A 17,177-nucleotide genomic window follows, 5' to 3' on the forward strand; every position below is an offset into this window, starting at 1 on the left:
TTATGAATAAACTAGTTCTATTGGCATTGATACTGTTTATCAACGGAAATGTTTTTGCTCAGTCTGAGGTTTCGGCTAAAAAACCAAATATCATTTACATTTATGCAGATGATATGGGGTATGGCGAGACAGGGCCGTATGGGCAAAAGTTAATTAAGACCCCTAACCTGGATAAAATGGCCAGAGAAGGTATGAAGTTTACTCAGCATTATACCTCTACGCCTGTCTGCGCACCAGCACGCTGTATGCTCATGACAGGAAAACATGGAGGGCATTCTTACATCAGAGGTAATTATGAAATGGGAGGCTTTAGCGATGACAAGGAAGGCGGGCAAATGCCTTTACCGGAAGGTATTTTTACCATTCCGGCGATGCTGAAGAGTGTGGGTTATACTACCGGGATGAGCGGTAAATGGGGCTTGGGGATGCATAATTCTACTGGTTCGCCAAATAAGCAGGGGTTTGACTATGCCTATGGTCTGTTAGACCAAAAGCAGGCGCATAATTTCTATCCTACACACCTATGGGAGAACGGTAAATGGGATACACTGTCCAATCACTATTTTGATTCTCATAAACGCCTGGATTCTGCTAGAGCAACAGACGAAGATTTTGCCTCTTTCATAGGTAAAGACTATGCTGCTACAAAGATGACAGAGAAAGCACTAAAGTTTATTGAAAACAATAAGAAGAAACCTTTCTTTTTATATTTACCCTACACTATACCACACGTAGGGCTGCAGGTTCCTTCTGAAGAACTCACACAATATATCGGTAAATTCCCAGGTGAAAAACCTTATTATGGACAGAATGGTTATAATCCTTCCAAATATCCGCTGTCGACCTACGCTGCCATGATTACTTATCTGGATAAGCAGATTGGCCTGGTTATGGAAAAGGTGAAGGCGTTAGGACTTGATGACAATACCATTATCATGTTTAGCAGTGATAATGGAGCGACATTTAATGGCGGTGTACAGGCCAAATATTTCAATAGTGTAGCGGGGTTGAGAGGACTGAAAATGGATTTGTTTGAGGGAGGGATAAGGGAGCCATTTATTGCAAGGTGGCCCGGGAAAATTCCGGCAAATACAAGCAGTGATTTGATCTCTGCTCAGTTTGACATGATGGCTACTTTTGCAGCGATTTCTGGTGCTAAAACCAACAATACAGATGGGATATCACTGTTGCCAACACTCCTTGGTAAGCCAAATATGCAGCGGCAACGTGAATACCTGTATTTTGAATATCCGGAAAAAGGAGGGCAGGTGGCGATACGGATGGGTGACTGGAAAGGGGTACGCATTAATGTACGTAAAGATATTAATGCACCCTGGATGATCTTTAACCTAAAGACTGATATGGGAGAGACTACTGATTTAGCTGCACAGCATCCTGAACTGATCGCTAAATTCAATGCGATCATGAAAAAGGAACATCAGATCTCACACATCAATGAATGGGAGTTCTTAGAAAGTAAGATGCCGAAAAAAGGTGCCGGGGCAGATGCAAATTAAAGACTACTGCTTAATTCTTTTTCGTGCTAAATATTTGCGGACAGGAATGTCATAAAGTACCATGACCAGATAAGCAAAACCTACTAGTAGTATAGTCCCTGCTACTATGATCAGAACCAGTTGTGTTGTGTCAGGTTTGTGTGCGATATTGTAATTCATGAACATCCAGATTACCATATAGTGTGTCATGTATAGCGGGTAAGAGATGTTACCCGAAAATACACACAGCTTTTTAATGCCTTCACTAAGCTTAGTTCCGGCACCTAAAGAGATCAGCAGCGGGAAGTAAAACAACACTACAGCAGGTTCAGTAAGCCAGTTCCATTTGCTATAAGGAAGGATGAATGCAAGTAGCAGTAGTACAGCAAGACCTAAGAAACCCAGCTTATTTTTAATGATCAGGTTATAGCGATAGATGATCATACCCGCAAGAAATGAGTAAGAGATCCTTGCACAGCCGTCCCAAAAACTCTTTCCGTCCCATCCGCCCAGGAGAGATCCACCGGCGTGTTGACTTGCATAAAATAATGTGCAGGCTGAAATGGCACATAATACAACCAAATACCTTCGGTTAAGTCTGCAAAGTACCAATGCATAAACGATATTCGCGATGTATTCCCAGAACAATGACCAGGCCGGTGCATTTAAGCCGAAGTTGTTGAACGAACGTTCTGTGATGACCGGAAAAGGAATGATCAGGATTGAGCAAAGGAAAATGAGTGCAATTTTGCCTGCGCTGTAAGCTCCGGGATCACCACCGAAAGGATCGAATAGAAAGGCGAGTAAGCCAATTACAGAGCCGAAGACAACAAGAGGGTGTAACCTGATCAATCTTGATTTAAAGAATTCCCTGATGCCCATTTTTCCGATCCGGTCATCGTAAGCATAAGCGATTACAAATCCGGACAGGCAGAAAAAGAAATCAACAGCAAGGAATCCGTGCGCGATGAAGTTTTTGTCGGGCAGGTATACCATTTCCATAAAATGGAAAACTACAATTGCTAAAGCGGCTACACCTCTTAGTCCGTCAAGAATTTGAAAATGTTGTTTAGTCTTTAAGATTTCAGGAGTTAAAGTAGCTGTGTTCATGGTTAAATTTTATCTGCGGTGCCAAGATTACCAAAAATTGGTGATTCTGTCAAGATTCCCATTATAGTGTTACAAATAGGGTGGATAGACTGAGCATAAAAAAAGCATCCTTTTGAGATGCTTTTCTTAAGAATGTCCTTAAACGACTCTGACCTGTGTCGCGTTAAGGCCTTTTTTACCATTTTCTACTTCATAAGTGACCTCGTCTTTTTCTCTGATTTTATCGATAAGACCGGTTACATGAACAAAGATTTCCGGATCTCCGTTGTCCGGTACGATAAAGCCAAAACCTTTTGATTCATTGAAAAATTTTACTGTTCCTTGTGGCATTGCATTTAAATTATATTGACTACTGATTAATTCTTGTATAATATTCTAAAGAAACAAAATTTCAAGGAGAAAGTTTACATACAAAGTCATCAAATTTTAAAAAAATATTTAAAGAGCCTGCAATTGTTAAAATAGTTTATCAATATGCTATAATCACTGAACTTTGTTTTGATGGCTTTGGTTATCATTGAATAACTTTGTTAATTAAAGCATTTTTTCGAAATGAAATTATTCAGTAGCCAATTTTCAATAATATTTATCTTATTACTTTTCAGGGTAAGTTCCATTGCACAGGTAAAAGCAACAAAAACGCAGGACGATTTAAAGCTTTGGGACAACAAGCCGGCAAAAGACTGGATGATGGAGGCCTACCCAATTGGAAATGGGAGGATAGGGGGTATGGTGTTTGGAGGTGTAGATAAAGAGCAGATACAATTTAACGAAATCAGCCTGTGGACCGGAGATGAGATCAATACAGGAGCTTATCAGGCTTTCGGAAATATTTTTATTGATTTTAAAGATACAGATAATACAACAGTTCCTGCTGATTACAAGAGAGTGACGAATCTTAGCAGAGGGGTTCATACCATATCTTATACCAATGGAGGGGTTGCTTATAAACGCGAGTATTTTTGCAGTTTTCCCGATCAGACCATGGTATTACATTATGCTGCTGATAAAAAAGCAGCTTATTCGGCCGTAATTCAAATTAAAGATGCCCATGATATTAAGGAAACAGCTGAAGGATTGAAACTGATCATCAGAGGTAAGCTGGAAAATGGAATGGCTTATAGCGCTACATTATTATTGAAAACTGAAGGAGGTAAAGCAACGACTGAACCTAATGGAAAGGGTGGTTTTCAGTTGACACTTCATAAAGCAGACTCCTTTACCCTTTTGCTCGCTGCTGCTACAGATTACAGCAATAAACGCGAGCAAAAGTGGAAAGGTGAAGCTCCTGACCTCAAAGTAAATCGTATCCTTGCTTTGGCCGGTGCTAAAAGTTATGCGACACTTATAAATAATCACGTTAAAGACTACCAAAGCCTTTTTGGCAGGATGTCATTGAATATTGGCAGTACTCCGGTATCTGTATTGGCGCTGCCTACCTATAAAAGGCTATTAAATTATGGGAAAGCTGCAGATCCTCAATTGGAAGCCTTGATTTTTCAATATGGCAGGTACCTGCTGATCAGCTCGTCACGCAAAGGAGGCTTACCGGCCAATTTGCAGGGCTTATGGAACAACAGCAACAATCCGCCCTGGAGATCTGATTATCACTCAAATATTAATATTCAGATGAACTACTGGCTGGCAGAGCCAACGAACCTTTCAGAATCTCACATTCCTTACCTCGATTACATCAACAGTATGAGATCGGTGAAAAAGGAGAACAGTAAACAAGAATATCCGGGTGTAAGGGGCTGGACCGTAAAAACAGAGAATAATATTTTTGGTGGTGAAAGTTTCTTGTGGAACACGCCAGGCAGTGCATGGTATGTGCAATCTATATGGGAGCACTATGCGTTTACAAAAGATAAGGAATATCTAAAGAATTTTGGTTACCCTATTATAAAAGAGATCACTGAATTTTGGGATGATTACCTGAAGCGTAGAGAAGACGGTACACTTGTGGCCCCTAAAGGTTGGTCGCCCGAGCATGGACCCAGAGAAGACGGTGTTTCACATGATCAGCAAATAGTGTATGACCTGTTTACCAATTACATAGAAGCAGCAGATGCTTTGGGTGTAGATAAAACTTACAGAGACAGGGTAATGGATATGCGCGAGCATTTACTGAAACCAAAGATCGGCAAATGGGGCCAATTGCAGGAATGGGAAACAGATCGTGATGATCCTAAAGACAACCACCGACATGTTTCACATTTATTTGGCTTGCATCCGGGCAGACAATTCAGTGTAGTAGAAACACCAGAACTGGCAAAAGCAGCAAAAGTAAGTCTTCTTGCAAGGGGAGATGCTTCTACAGGCTGGTCCATGGCCTGGAAAATGAATTTCTGGGCTCGTTTTCACGACGGTGACCATGCTTATGTGATGATCAAAAATTTCATCACCCCGGTAGGCGGCTCTGGTGTAGATTATAATAATGGCGGCGGTATTTACTCTAACCTGTTCTGCGCGCACCCGCCTTTTCAGATAGATGGTAATTTCGGATATACTGCCGGTGTGGCGGAGATGCTGCTTCAAAGTCAGACCCCAACCATAGAATTACTTCCTGCTTTGCCTAAAGAATGGGCAGAGGGAAGTGTTAAGGGCTTACGTGCAAGAGGTAATTTTGAAATCAGCAATATGGAATGGAAGAATGGGAAAATTGTGAAACTGACCATTAAATCCTTATCAGGTTCAGATTGTAATATATCAGCGCCAAATGCTTTAAAGTCTAATCTTGCGCTTAAACAAAGTAAAAGTGTAAATGGATATCAATACACTTTTAAAACCCAGGCCGGGAAAAGCTATAATTTTAATGGCATTTAAAAATATATTTAACACCAAAGGAAAGATTTTGTTTAAACATTATTAAAATTGTTTAAACTAAAACATTATTCCTGTATGCCTGTTAATCTCTTAGTTTACAGCACATCACATGGAAAAAAATAAGGAAACAGAACCATTTAACATTAGAATTGGTTACGGAGAAAAAGAGGTTACGTTAACCATACTGCCAACAAATGAAGGTTATTATAAGGTAATCTATTTCGGAGGCATATTAGGCGCAGTTTGTTTTGATGGAGATGACTGGGACCTTGTAGAGCCGGCTGAAGTTGTAGCTGGAGATCTTCCTTTTTATGAACCAGAACTTAAAGGAGACAGGCTCGAAATCGTACTTAATGAGCTTACAGTTGACCGAATAGGAAGAGAAATTGACCTGTATAATGATGAAGATGACGATGTATATTGAGTTTCTGCAATAATATTTTCTACTTTCATTAAAATTTAAAAAATTAATGTATGAAATTTAGGAATCTAATTGCACTTGGATTAATAAGCATAACATTTGGTGTTTCAGCACAAAATGCTTCAAAAAAAAGTACCGCTGTCAGGCCAAATATCATAGTTATCTGTGCTGATGACCTGGGCTATGGTGATTTAAGTTGCTATGGCGCAACGAAAATACAAACACCTAATTTAGATAAACTTGCTGCTTCAGGTATTCGTTTTACTGACGGACATTGCACTTCAGCAACCTGCACGCCTTCCAGATATGCATTGATGACCGGGGAGTATCCATGGCGGAAAAAAGGAACCGGCGTTTTACCTGGTGATGCAGCATTGATTGTCCCGACCAATAAAACTACACTTCCTAACTTATTTCAGAAAGCTGGTTATGAAACTGCAATAGTAGGAAAATGGCATCTCGGTTTAGGAACTGCTGTTGCCAAGGATTGGAATGGAGCGGTAAAACCAGGGCCCAATGAGGTCGGGTTTGGTTATTCATTCATTTTTCCGGCTACTGCCGATAGGGTTCCAACCGTTTTTCTTGAGAACCATAAGGTGGTTGCTTTGGATCCTAAAGATCCCATTACGGTAGATTATACGACTAAAGTTGGAGATGATCCCACTGGGAAAGAACATCCTGAATTGCTTAAATTGCAATCTTCACCCGGTCAGGGACATAACAATACAATTGTAAATGGCATTGGCAGGATCGGATATATGAGTGGGGGGAAAATGGCCCGTTGGGTGGATGAAGAGGTTTCTTCTACTTTTCTTACAAAAGCTCAAAGTTTTATTGAGGCGCATCAGAAAAATCCTTTTTTCCTTTATTTTGCGTTGACAGAACCACACGTACCGAGAATGCCGGCTACTATGTTTAGGGACAAAAGCGGACTTGGCTTAAGAGGGGATGCAATTCTTCAATTAGATTATACAGTGGGGGAGATCATGAAGCAATTGAAAACCTTAGGCATCGAAAAGAACACGTTAATTGTATTTAGTAGCGACAACGGTCCGGTGCTTGACGATGGCTACCAGGATGAAGCAGTTACTAAACTAAATGGACATACGCCGGCAGGCAAGTTGCGTGGAGGAAAATACAGCTCACTTGAAGCCGGAACAAGGGTGCCTTTTATCATCAGTTGGCCCGGTACTATAAAACCAAAAGTCTCTGCTGCGGTAGTGAGTCAACTTGATTTTCTTGCTTCTTTTTCAAAACTTATAGGTCAGCCTATTCCAGCAGGTGATGGGCCGGACAGTGAAAATACGCTGGATGCTTTTCTAGGTAAATCTGAGAAAGGTCGGGCGATATTAATCGAACATGCCTCGTCACTTTCAATTGTAAAAGACGGATGGAAATACATCAGTCCGAGTGATGGACCTGCTTATGCCAGATTGGTAGGTATAGAGACCGGAAACCTGAAAGAAGCGCAATTATTCAATCTGAAAGAAGATTTGAGTGAGCAGCATAACCTGGCTTCTAAAAATCCTGAGAAGGTAAAAGAATTGGCAGAATTGCTGATGTCCATCAGAGGAGAAAAGTAAGTCGTTGTAAAAACCGTTTTTAAATAGCATAAACATGATCAGATTAAACAACGATACACCATCAGATGTATTGCAGGATGTAAAAGAAGGTGATATGGTGACTGATACATTCAGTAAAACCGGTCTTGTGGAAAGTATTGAAATTACTGATGATGGTCTATATAGGGTGTATACTTTTCATTTGGTTACCGGAAGAAGTATTGTTATAAGGAAATGAGATTGAGCATGAGCGGATGTAACCCTAAGAACATCCGCTCATTGGAGCTCAATGAATAATTATGCGCCACACATAATTATTAGCGTATAAAACCTTAAAAAGATCTCCCTCACTATCCCTAAATACTTTGCTTGGCCCCTAAAACTATTACCAGCAGCAAAGTATTCTGAAGTGACTTATAGTCAGTTTCATTATCATATTTGCAAACCAGTTGCCACAGCCGAAAATGGCCTCCAGTGGACTGAAAAGCTACATCGCTATAAAGTTGTTATGGTGGTATTTCACCACAATGAGGTGAGATGTTCCCTTGTGTGAATTGCTTAGGGGTGATTTTTGATGAGGATCAAACGATGTATATTTACAATTGATTTTGCAACATCTCTTTTTATGTGAATGGTTATTGCATTTTTAAAATCATCCAAAACTAAATTGGAGAGAAAAGAATTTGGTGCTGATTCTCTTTTTTCAGCATAGAATGAAATTGCTTTACTCATTAGTTTTTGCCTTTGCCAGATTTGGATTTCTGCACCATCCGGAGATTTTTCCATATCAGCATACAATTTATAATTCCCTTTTGGGAGATCACTCAGGTCTATTTTAACCTCACCTCCGTTTGTGCAGTGAAACACGCTGCCCTCAATTTTGATACCTCCGCTTATAGTGTACTGCATCAGTTGAGGATAAACCATTAAAGTATCAGGTACATAAATCTTATTTAAATTGTAATCTGGTAGCTTTTGTTGACCTTCATTAATGGATTTCGAGGCATAATAGAATGCTATGGAGGTATAGTCTCCGGGTTTGTTGTTGTTCTCAGGGCCATGCTCTATGGTGTGACGTATTTCTTTAGAAAATGGCATTTTATCTGAGATGAACAGGCGATAACCTCCGGTTCTGGCGTAAGGGAGAGAATAATCAAGTGATCCGTGAAGCGGCAAACTCATTTTTCTATCCCAGCGATCTAATAGTGCATACCAGCCTCCGTTAAAATAATCTTCGGAACCGGTGCCGTGTATGGTAAGCTTCCCGTCGACAGTAGTTACATCATCGCCTTCAAAAAATAAGGTCATGCCAGGCGTAAGACCCTGCGCTTGCAATATAGTTCCCACATAATGTCCTTTTCCTTTTCCGGCAAGAAATAAATGAGGTTGCCCTGGTGTTGTTTTCTTTTCCGGGTTCCAGAAAGCATAAAATTTACCTTCTTTAAGTGGTTCGTATTGCTTTTCGGAGAAATATACATCTGCAGATATTTTTACGGGATCGGTTCTCATACCCACTTTTTGTAGGTAAAGTAGTTCTATTTTAGCCTTGCTGCCAAAGGGCATAGGGAAATAACAGTAGTTGGTATTGTCAGCAGAACCGAGCAATAAACTTTGCATAGACTCTTTCCCAAAGGCATATCCAAAGAAATCGGCAACCGGCATGAATACCGCAGGGTGATCTTCATCATCCCAGGTAATTCGGATTTGCATGCTCTTGTTGAGCCCCCTGAAGCTATCGGCATGATGCAACCTGATCCCGGTAATTCTACCGCCTTTATTGAGATCCGCAATTGTTATACTGTCGCCATTGCGAAGTAAGTTCTCTGTGTGAATGGATTTGCCTTTGAAGCTGGCAACTTTATTCCAGTTTTCAGATACCGCATTTAATGCAGATATTTCCCGACTATCAAGATTTCCACTGAAACTTTTAACCTGATAGTTGGCAGGGTAAGTTCGCTGTTGGATCTGGTAAAACTCCATTTTCTTTCCTCTTGAAGTAATTTTGCATCCATTTTTAAAGGGTATTGGTACATAGCTGAAATACCCTCCTAATTCATTGCCGGTTAGCGGGGCGATGAAGGGATATACTTTACCGGTAAACAAATCAGAAAAACATATCGAATAGTTTGGCTTTACGGATCCTTCGAAATAAAAATCTAACGTATCATTGTTTGGGGTAGGCGTCCATATCCTGTTGATCACACCATTTCCTTTTGCTTCAAATATCACCAGAGAACCGTCAGGGTTTTTGCGTACAAATGAATACTTGCCGCTAAAGCCATCGTCATTGTTGCCGGTTGTATCATAAGAGGAAGTTTGCGTCACCCTGGTTTCATCCAAATAAGCTGGAAGATCACTGATGTTTGCCAATTTATTCAATTCTGTAGTCATACTAATTTGCTTTTTCTGTGCATTGCTACTCAAAAATAGACTGCTTATTGCTATGAATAAAAGGACTCGTTTCATAAGATGTAATGGTGTTTTTACTAAAATACAATTCTATATTTGGATTCGAAAATAAAGCATGTAGCCATGAGTTCAGAAGATGTTTCCTTAATCAGGCAGTCGAGATTAGATTCCAATGTCTGTATCGCAAAAAAAGATGTGGATGGGGTAGCCAAGTACTGGATGAAAGATTTTGTGCAGATTGCAGGAGATGGGAGTCATACAGTTGGAAAAAAAAATATTGTGGAAGACTGGAAATATATGTTTTCCAAAAGCAGTCCTTTATTTGAACGCCTGCCAGATGAAATTGTGATCTCTAAGGGTGGAGAGTTGGCCTGGGAAAAGGGTGTTTGGAACTATAAAAATGATAAATATCATGGTAATTACGCCGCAATGTGGCGCAAGATAAAAGGGAAGTGGTTTACACAGAGTGAGCTATATGTATCGCTGAACTAAGGTGTCTTGTTTACTGGGAATAGAAAAATAATTAAAATAAAAGTTCCTGTTTTGCGGGAGATGATCGTTTAACTAATAATTCTTCCCTGAATTTTTTGATGTTACTTAACTTTTATGATGGTTGTAAGTTGGTTTATGACGATCGTAAAGGTTAGGAACGTCAGAGTACGTTAAATAAAGTTAAAATGGCAGGTTCCTGGAAATTTGATCCTTATCTTGCAGGAAATGAACTTAAAATGCGGCTCACTTCTTATTATTTTTCTGTTAACCAGCTATGTTCAGGTTTTTGCTCAGAGTGCTAAACTGCTAAAGGGAGCTGTTTTTCAACAGGGAACTACTGCGCGGATTGAGCACGTTTTGGTGTTTAATAAAAATACGGGAAAACATACGCTCACCGATGGTCTTGGGATTTTTGAAATGATGTGCAGTGTAGGAGACACACTAAAATTGAGCCTTATTGGTTACATGGACCAGCAGGTTGGAATTGGCAGACTTGAGAATCTTAAGATTCAATTGCGGCCCAATAACCAACTGGCCGAAGTGAAAATCATAAGTAAGACAGCTTCTAAGCATTTTGCCGAAATCAGCGCGGCTTATAGTAAAGAAAAAGGGATTTTTTATGGAGGTAAACCTCCGATTGGTCTACTTTCACCTTTTGGAGGAAGTCCCCTTACTTTTTTTCATGAGCTTTTAGGCAAAGATGGAAAGAGGGTGAGGCGATTGAACCAGCTGGCAAACGAAGCTGAACTGGCAGAGGAAATAGAAAGACGTTTCAATGATCTTAAAATATTAGGCTCAGTGCCGATTAGTAAAGAACAGCTGGCGGCGTTTAAAATATTATATACACCGAAGCTTGATGAATTGAGAAAATGGTCTGATTATCAGTTGGTAAGTTATATTAAGGCGTCCTATGAGGAATTTATAAAAAAATAAATGCTGGTTTGATTCTTATGCCTTAAGATTTAATAACTCATCAATCGCTTTTGCAAGGGTTCTGTCTTTTTCAGTTACAATATCACCAGCATCGTGTGTGCTCAGCCAGATTTCTACTTTGTTGTATTCATTGGTCCATTTGGGATGATGGTTGTTTTTCTCAGCCACAAATGCTACTCTTACCATAAAAGCGAAGGCTTCCTGGAAATCCTTGAAAAGCAATACTTTATATAGCTTTTTGTCTATCTCTTCCCACTGTTTTTGAACTACATTTTCCATCTTCTATTATATTAGTCTGTCAGTATAAGTTCAACAAACCAGCTGTGATTAAGTTTAATAGTTTTTAAGTTGTTTATTGGTTAATGACTTTCAAGTACAGGGGCAGCAGGTCTTACAGTTATTTCCTGTAGCTCTTCTGCTCTTATTTTTCTTTGTGGCTGGTATCCAATTAATGCCAGATTTATTTCGTCCTGACTATTTGGATTGATCAGTTGCGAGCAATATCCTTCACCAGTTCTGTAACAGAAGCTGATGACTACACGTTCACTTGGATGGTCAATGTCGGGAAGTGTTTCTAACACACTGAGGAGGTTTTTGAAGACGGCTATTATGTTTTCTTCATCAGGAAGTACAAACAATATTTCCTCTTTTGGAGCCTCAAAAAATGTAATTGTACGCCAGCTTGGATCATCATAATGCAACTTCAGGTTTAGCAGAAGCTGGGATTTGTACGGATGTTTCATTGATTAGTTTGGTTGGTCTTGCTAATATAAGGTTTTAGGTTCATTTATTTTAGATCACAAACAGGATGCTATTCTGACGAAGAGGAAGAATTTAGTTCTTTTTGTTTGTTAAGGTTAAATTTGAAAAGATCTTCAGTGGCAACTAATTTTCTGGTGCACTTTTCTATGTCAATACCCTCCGGAGACCACAGGTAAGGTCGAAAGCTGTAAGATTTGTTCCCATCGAGGTTTGCAATGAATTGATTCCAAGTAGACCACCTTAGTCCCTTATAAAATTGAGAGAGGTCACTGTCAAAGCAAAAACGAACAAATTCGCTATACCCTGCACCCAAAGGTTCCCATTTCAAACTATTAGGAGCCAGGTAATAAATGTTCTTCAGATCACTTCCAAATGCGCCATAATTGATCGCAAAGAAGCCACCAACTGCATCGTCAGCAACTAATAGATAATCTGGTTTGTCTCCGTATTCTTTAATGGTTTTTCCTTTATTCCATTCGGGAACAGAACGGTTTAATCTGGAGTCTCCCGATCCTAAGATTCTTATCCAGCCGTTATCAATCATAATTCCACCACTATTATAAATTACAGCACCTAAAGTGGAATAAGTCGATACCTGCGTGTTGAATAACGCATCTTTTGCTCTTGATGAGTCACAGGGTAATATCTCAACTTTATTCCTTGCTGAATCTATCCATTTTAGCACAAGTGGCCAAGCAGGGTCAGTTTTGTTAATTAATTCATCAATGTTTTGCATTTTGTTTTGTGCAAAAGCAATATTGGATAGGACGAAGATGTAAGCGAGAATGATGGTTTTGATGGCGATTTTCATAGAAGAATGCAATATCTTTTTCAAAGATAATTATTGAAATAGTAAAACCGCACATCCATGCGGTTTTACTATTAGGGGGATAATCATTCGAATTGAAATATAATCATATATGACTAATTGCATTTCAAAAAATTAGTATAAAAAAACTATACACTCATAACGGATAATGAGACAGCAACAGGAAGAAAAATCTGTCAATTTTTAAAGAAATTTATTGATCGGCTATTCAACAAATTCCCATGCACTTTTGTAACCTTGTTTTTCGTCGGAATAGTTGATGAAATCTGAATAGAAAGGCAGGCGCGATAGTGTGGCGCTGTCACCAATCACAACCAGTTTTTGTTTAGCCCTGGTCATGGCTACATTCATCCTCCGGATATCATTTAAGAAACCTATGTTTCTTTCTGCATTGCTCCTGGTTAACCCAAGGTAGATGATATCCCGTTCCTGGCCCTGAAAACTATCCACTGTATTGATGGTGATGTGACCCGCATATTTATGCAATTCAGGCGTATTTTCAAATAAATCCTTTAAGGTTTTGATTTGCTGTTGGTATGGAGAGATGATTCCTATGGATGGGAAATTTTCAATACCGTAGTGGGGATCTAGCTCGGCGATGTAGGCGGTCAGGTGTTTTAAGAGAAAAGAGGCTTCTTCCGGATTACTTAAACTTGTCCCCTCAGCTTTTTCGTCAAAAGCGCAACCTGCCGTATCAATAAATGATAAGGGACTGTCATCTTTAAACAGTACTTTTCGCTTTACACGCTCATTTGCCTTTAACTGACTGCCATAGAAAATTTTAGATGAATATCCCATTATGCTTTCATGCATGCGGTATTGTTCCTGTAACAGGACGACGCTTTCCGGATGTTTTATTACACATTTCTCCAATAGTGTATGATTTAATCCATCTTTTGCAGCTTCAGCAGATTTTATAGTAGGGGGTAACTGACAATGGTCGCCGGCAAGAACAACTTTATTTGCCTTTAGTATGGGAATCCAACAAGCCGGCTCTAACGCTTGTCCTGCTTCATCTATGACTACGGTATCGAATTTTAGATTTCGAATGGTATAATGATTAGCTCCGATAAGGGTAGCGGTGATGACCTGGGCTTTGGCGATGATCTGATCTGTAATGTATTGTTCAGTATTGCCTATTTCTTTCATGATTTTATGGGCTTCATTGAACAATGCCTTACGCTGTTCCTGTTCGGCCCTGCCAAAATTGCGCTTATATTTGTGGGCCATGTTTTTGTATTCCGCCGCCTGTTTTCTCAGACTTTTTATGTCTTTCATCTGTTCATGCTCAGCCATTTTACTGTCGAGCGTCAAAGAAAGCATTGTCTCTGAAACCCTGGCGGGGTTACCAATTCTTAAAACATTCAGACCTTCTTTTGCAAGCTTCTTACTTAAAAGATCTACTGCCGTATTACTGGGTGCTACAACGAGAATCTGCCGATTGTTTTGTTTGTTCATGGCTTTTATAGCTTGTACCAGTGTAGTTGTTTTTCCAGTTCCCGGAGGCCCGTGCACAATCGCCAGCTCATTTGCGGACAATATTTTGTTTACCGCCTGTTGTTGAGCCTCATTTAGATCAGCGATGTTGTATTTTAAGCCTTCAGATTGAAAATCAGGAGATTGATCTCCTGTAAGTATTTTAATCAGGTTTGAAGGACCTGATTTTTTATCTTCTGTGTTAGTGGATGCCAGCTTAAGTGCATTTTGCATTTCGTCGTAACTGTTATTGTCAAAAAGAAGATCAATGCCCAATTTGCCATCTCTTGACCATTCCGGCAATTCGTCTGTCCGCAATGTGATCTTTAATTTGTTGGCATTTAAATGAGTCACAGTTCCTTCAATCCTGTTGTTGTTGGGGTCATGATTGGAAAATAAGTTGACTGACGAACCAAAGCGGAACTGATGGCTGACTTCCTGATGTGTAGTGCGTTCCAATTCGACGGTCAGGTAGTCACCACGACTCATTTCTGAGCCTCTGATTGCTATCGGGTACCAGGAAAGTCCATTGGTTCTGCGTTCTGTAACTGAAGTAGATTCTGTAAGGTTTTTGTAAGATTTTAAGTCTTCTTCCTTTTCTATTTTTAGCAGGCCAAGTAATTTCTTGAAATATTCCATCGCCGCAAAGATACTATAATATAAAAATGTGATATACTTGTAATAACTAAATGTTAAGTTGATTTATGAAACGTCTCTTGTTTGTTGTTTTTCTGCTGTTAATACATCCTCACGTAAAGGCGCAACAGTTCTTTACAATTGGCGGTGTTGTGAAAGATGCAACTGGCAAACCACTTGCTTTGGCCACTGTTTTTATTGATGGATCTAAACGTATAACTGCAACTAATGATAAAGGTGAATTTAGATTTAGAGATGTAGAACCGGGAACTTATCAGCTGGTCGTTAATATGGTAGGTTTTTATTCTGTAAAACAAACTGTCAACGTACAAAATCAACACATCGTACTTAATCTTTCACTGAAGGAAAAAGAAGAAACTTTAAAGGAAGTTGTAATTTCTTTTGATCCTCGTCGTGCCGGATATATGGCATTGTTTATTAAGAATTTTCTGGGAACAACTGAGAATGCTGCGGGTTGTGAAATCTTAAATACAGAAATTTTGAAGTTTAAGGAGAATAAGAAAGACAATGCATTAGAAGCTACTTCTGATGACTTTTTAATCATCATGAACCAGAAATTGGGTTACAAGATCAAATACCTGCTCAGAAAATTTAGCTATAACCGGATGTCGACAGTTGCAAGCTATGATGGTGAGCTGATCTTTGAAAATATAGAGGGATCCGATCAAGAGGAAAGTGAATGGATTGAGAACAGGAAGAATGCTTATAAAGGCTCTCTGATGCAGTACATGAGAGCACTTTTTCAAGGTAAAACAGTCGACCTTAATTTTATCACTTACCAGGTCAGTGGTACGCAGACTAAATTGGTAGACGTGAATAGTTTTGTGAAATTAATAGATAGCAACTTTATTTCCCTTGCGTTTAAAAATTCCTTATATATCCGTTATGATAGTTCTGCGACACAGGTTTATCAACAAGGTACACATCAGTTTACATCTAAAATGGGAAATGATGGCACATTGCTCAGATTGTATTTAAAAAGAGCTACAATAGACAAGAAAGGAAGTTATGTAGACTTTAGGAGTTTTCTTGTAAAGGGATATTGGGGAGGAAAGCGAATTGGCGATCAGCTCCCGTTCGAATATCAGGAATAAGACAGCGTTCGCCTATCTTTTGCTTACTCTTCCTGAACCCAGCAATACAGTCTCATTTATTTCTGGATTGCCACTATAATATACATGTCCTGATCCGCTGATAACGGCCTTTATGTTGCCATCAGTATTGATATTGATGTTGCCTGAACCGCTGACACGAGCTGAAAGATTATTTACAGCAAGGGTCTTGCTTCCGAAGCTGCCCGATCCGCTGAGCGTTACACTAGCGTCATCTGCTTTGCCACTTAAAACTATACTTCCAGAACCACTAAGTACACCTGTAATTTTATCTGCATCAACATTAGCTTTTATAGACCCTGATCCGCTCAAAGTAACGGCAAATTCGGAGGCTGTTGCAGTACCTGAAATATTAATTGTTCCATTTCCGCTCATCGCCAAGCTGCTGATTTGTTTTGCAGTAACGTGAGCTGTGATTTTCTTATTTTCATACTTCTTTGCCCAGCTTTTCCAGCTGTTTTGTGGTCTTATGATCAGTATGTTGCCCTTTACTTCACTAATTAATGTGGCTATAGCCTCTTCATCTCCTTCAAAGGTCAAGCTTTCTTTGTCTCCAATTTTAACTATTACATCAATCGGACCTCCGGCAGCTATTCCATTAAAGTTCTTGACATTGCGCTCATCTTTAGCTATGTGAAAAGTATTAATGTTGATTGACTGGTCGGCGAATGTATCAGTGTAACCAATAGCGAGTATAGCTACCAGCAGGATTGAGAATGATCTTTTCATGTTAATTATGATGTGTTGCAATATTACTGTTAATGTGTATAAGACGTTTATTTAATAGGATTGTTGCATGAGGGGAGTAATATTTTTGGTGTTCTCCTCTTCCTTTAGGTGTGCGCTCGCTTTTGCTGCGCTACAACTGGGGTGCAACTGGGGTATTGCTGGGCTCCTGACCCCAGCAATACCCCAGAAGGAGCGGAGCAATACCCCAGTTGATACGAACGCATGGCGAACGCAGGACTAATTGTCCCCTAATCCCTTTTAGCAGTAAAAAGTAAAATTTATTTTACTCTGTAGTTGGTTTATGTGCAATAAGTTATATAATCTTGCCAAAGAAATTGCTTAACTTTAAAGTAACGGGGGTAA

Annotated in this window: 16 protein-coding genes; 8 read left to right on the forward strand and 8 right to left on the reverse strand. The window is 39.6% G+C overall.

The features are described from left to right. Window positions 1-2 precede the first annotated feature (2 nt). The gene (locus FA047_RS02370) at window positions 3-1,517 is read left to right on the forward strand and encodes an arylsulfatase (protein WP_136834378.1); all 1,515 of its coding nucleotides are present in this window, start codon (window positions 3-5) and stop codon (window positions 1,515-1,517) included. 3 nt (window positions 1,518-1,520) lie between these two features. On the opposite strand, the gene FA047_RS02375 is transcribed toward FA047_RS02370, so the two are convergent. Together FA047_RS02375 and FA047_RS02380 are read right to left on the reverse strand one after the other, a co-directional pair. Continuing rightward, entirely contained in the window at window positions 1,521-2,606 is a 1,086-nt protein-coding gene (locus FA047_RS02375) for an acyltransferase family protein (protein ID WP_136834379.1), read from the reverse strand. A gap of 138 nt (window positions 2,607-2,744) precedes the next feature. Continuing rightward, window positions 2,745-2,936 carry a cold-shock protein gene (locus FA047_RS02380; RefSeq protein WP_136834380.1) on the reverse strand — a complete coding sequence of 64 codons (192 nt, stop codon included), beginning with the start codon at window positions 2,934-2,936 and terminating at the stop codon, window positions 2,745-2,747. A 222-nt stretch (window positions 2,937-3,158) separates the two neighbouring features. On the opposite strand from FA047_RS02380, the gene FA047_RS02385 reads away from it, so the two are divergent. The 4 genes from FA047_RS02385 to FA047_RS02400 all read left to right on the forward strand — a co-directional run bounded on the left by FA047_RS02385 (window position 3,159) and on the right by FA047_RS02400 (window position 7,653). After that, window positions 3,159-5,432, forward strand: a complete 2,274-nt coding sequence (locus FA047_RS02385; protein ID WP_136834381.1) for a glycoside hydrolase family 95 protein — start codon at window positions 3,159-3,161, stop codon at window positions 5,430-5,432. A 109-nt stretch (window positions 5,433-5,541) separates the two neighbouring features. Further along, window positions 5,542-5,856 (forward strand): hypothetical protein, encoded by a 315-nt coding sequence (locus FA047_RS02390; RefSeq protein WP_136834382.1) that lies wholly within the window; start codon window positions 5,542-5,544, stop codon window positions 5,854-5,856. A gap of 50 nt (window positions 5,857-5,906) precedes the next feature. Further along, a complete protein-coding gene (locus FA047_RS02395) occupies window positions 5,907-7,436 on the forward strand; it encodes a sulfatase family protein (protein WP_136834383.1) in 1,530 nt (509 codons plus the stop codon). A 34-nt stretch (window positions 7,437-7,470) separates the two neighbouring features. Beyond that, entirely contained in the window at window positions 7,471-7,653 is a 183-nt protein-coding gene (locus FA047_RS02400; protein ID WP_136834384.1) for a hypothetical protein, read from the forward strand. A 320-nt stretch (window positions 7,654-7,973) separates the two neighbouring features. Here FA047_RS02400 and FA047_RS02405 read toward each other — a convergent pair whose 3' ends face one another. After that, on the reverse strand, window positions 7,974-9,806 hold the full coding sequence (locus FA047_RS02405; RefSeq protein ID WP_169304297.1) for a glycoside hydrolase family 172 protein: 1,833 nt from the start codon (window positions 9,804-9,806) through the stop codon (window positions 7,974-7,976). Between the two features lie 141 nt (window positions 9,807-9,947). On the opposite strand from FA047_RS02405, the gene FA047_RS02410 reads away from it, so the two are divergent. Together FA047_RS02410 and FA047_RS02415 are read left to right on the forward strand one after the other, a co-directional pair. Further along, the gene (locus FA047_RS02410; RefSeq protein WP_136834386.1) at window positions 9,948-10,316 is read left to right on the forward strand and encodes a YybH family protein; all 369 of its coding nucleotides are present in this window, start codon (window positions 9,948-9,950) and stop codon (window positions 10,314-10,316) included. Between the two features lie 225 nt (window positions 10,317-10,541). Continuing rightward, window positions 10,542-11,249: a carboxypeptidase-like regulatory domain-containing protein gene (locus FA047_RS02415; RefSeq protein WP_136834387.1), complete on the forward strand. Its 708-nt coding sequence runs from the start codon at window positions 10,542-10,544 to the stop codon at window positions 11,247-11,249. Window positions 11,250-11,264: 15 nt separating this feature from the next. On the opposite strand, the gene FA047_RS02420 is transcribed toward FA047_RS02415, so the two are convergent. From FA047_RS02420 to FA047_RS02435, 4 genes are all read right to left on the reverse strand, one after another. Further along, the gene (locus tag FA047_RS02420; RefSeq protein WP_136834388.1) at window positions 11,265-11,528 is read right to left on the reverse strand and encodes a 4a-hydroxytetrahydrobiopterin dehydratase; all 264 of its coding nucleotides are present in this window, start codon (window positions 11,526-11,528) and stop codon (window positions 11,265-11,267) included. A gap of 80 nt (window positions 11,529-11,608) precedes the next feature. Next, window positions 11,609-11,992, reverse strand: coding sequence for a hypothetical protein (locus FA047_RS02425; RefSeq protein ID WP_136834389.1), 384 nt, complete (start codon window positions 11,990-11,992; stop codon window positions 11,609-11,611). Between the two features lie 68 nt (window positions 11,993-12,060). Then, entirely contained in the window at window positions 12,061-12,846 is a 786-nt protein-coding gene (locus FA047_RS02430; protein ID WP_225872606.1) for a DUF2625 domain-containing protein, read from the reverse strand. A 198-nt stretch (window positions 12,847-13,044) separates the two neighbouring features. Continuing rightward, window positions 13,045-14,955: an AAA domain-containing protein gene (locus FA047_RS02435; RefSeq protein ID WP_136834390.1), complete on the reverse strand. Its 1,911-nt coding sequence runs from the start codon at window positions 14,953-14,955 to the stop codon at window positions 13,045-13,047. 65 nt (window positions 14,956-15,020) lie between these two features. On the opposite strand from FA047_RS02435, the gene FA047_RS02440 reads away from it, so the two are divergent. Further along, window positions 15,021-16,067 (forward strand): carboxypeptidase-like regulatory domain-containing protein, encoded by a 1,047-nt coding sequence (locus FA047_RS02440; protein ID WP_136834391.1) that lies wholly within the window; start codon window positions 15,021-15,023, stop codon window positions 16,065-16,067. Window positions 16,068-16,079: 12 nt separating this feature from the next. On the opposite strand, the gene FA047_RS02445 is transcribed toward FA047_RS02440, so the two are convergent. Further along, complete coding sequence (locus FA047_RS02445) at window positions 16,080-16,814, reverse strand: head GIN domain-containing protein (RefSeq protein WP_136834392.1); 735 nt, start codon at window positions 16,812-16,814, stop codon at window positions 16,080-16,082. Window positions 16,815-17,177: the final 363 nt, after the last annotated feature.

It is taken from the genome of Pedobacter frigoris, assembly GCF_005116445.1.
Lineage (GTDB): Bacteria > Bacteroidota > Bacteroidia > Sphingobacteriales > Sphingobacteriaceae > Pedobacter > Pedobacter frigoris.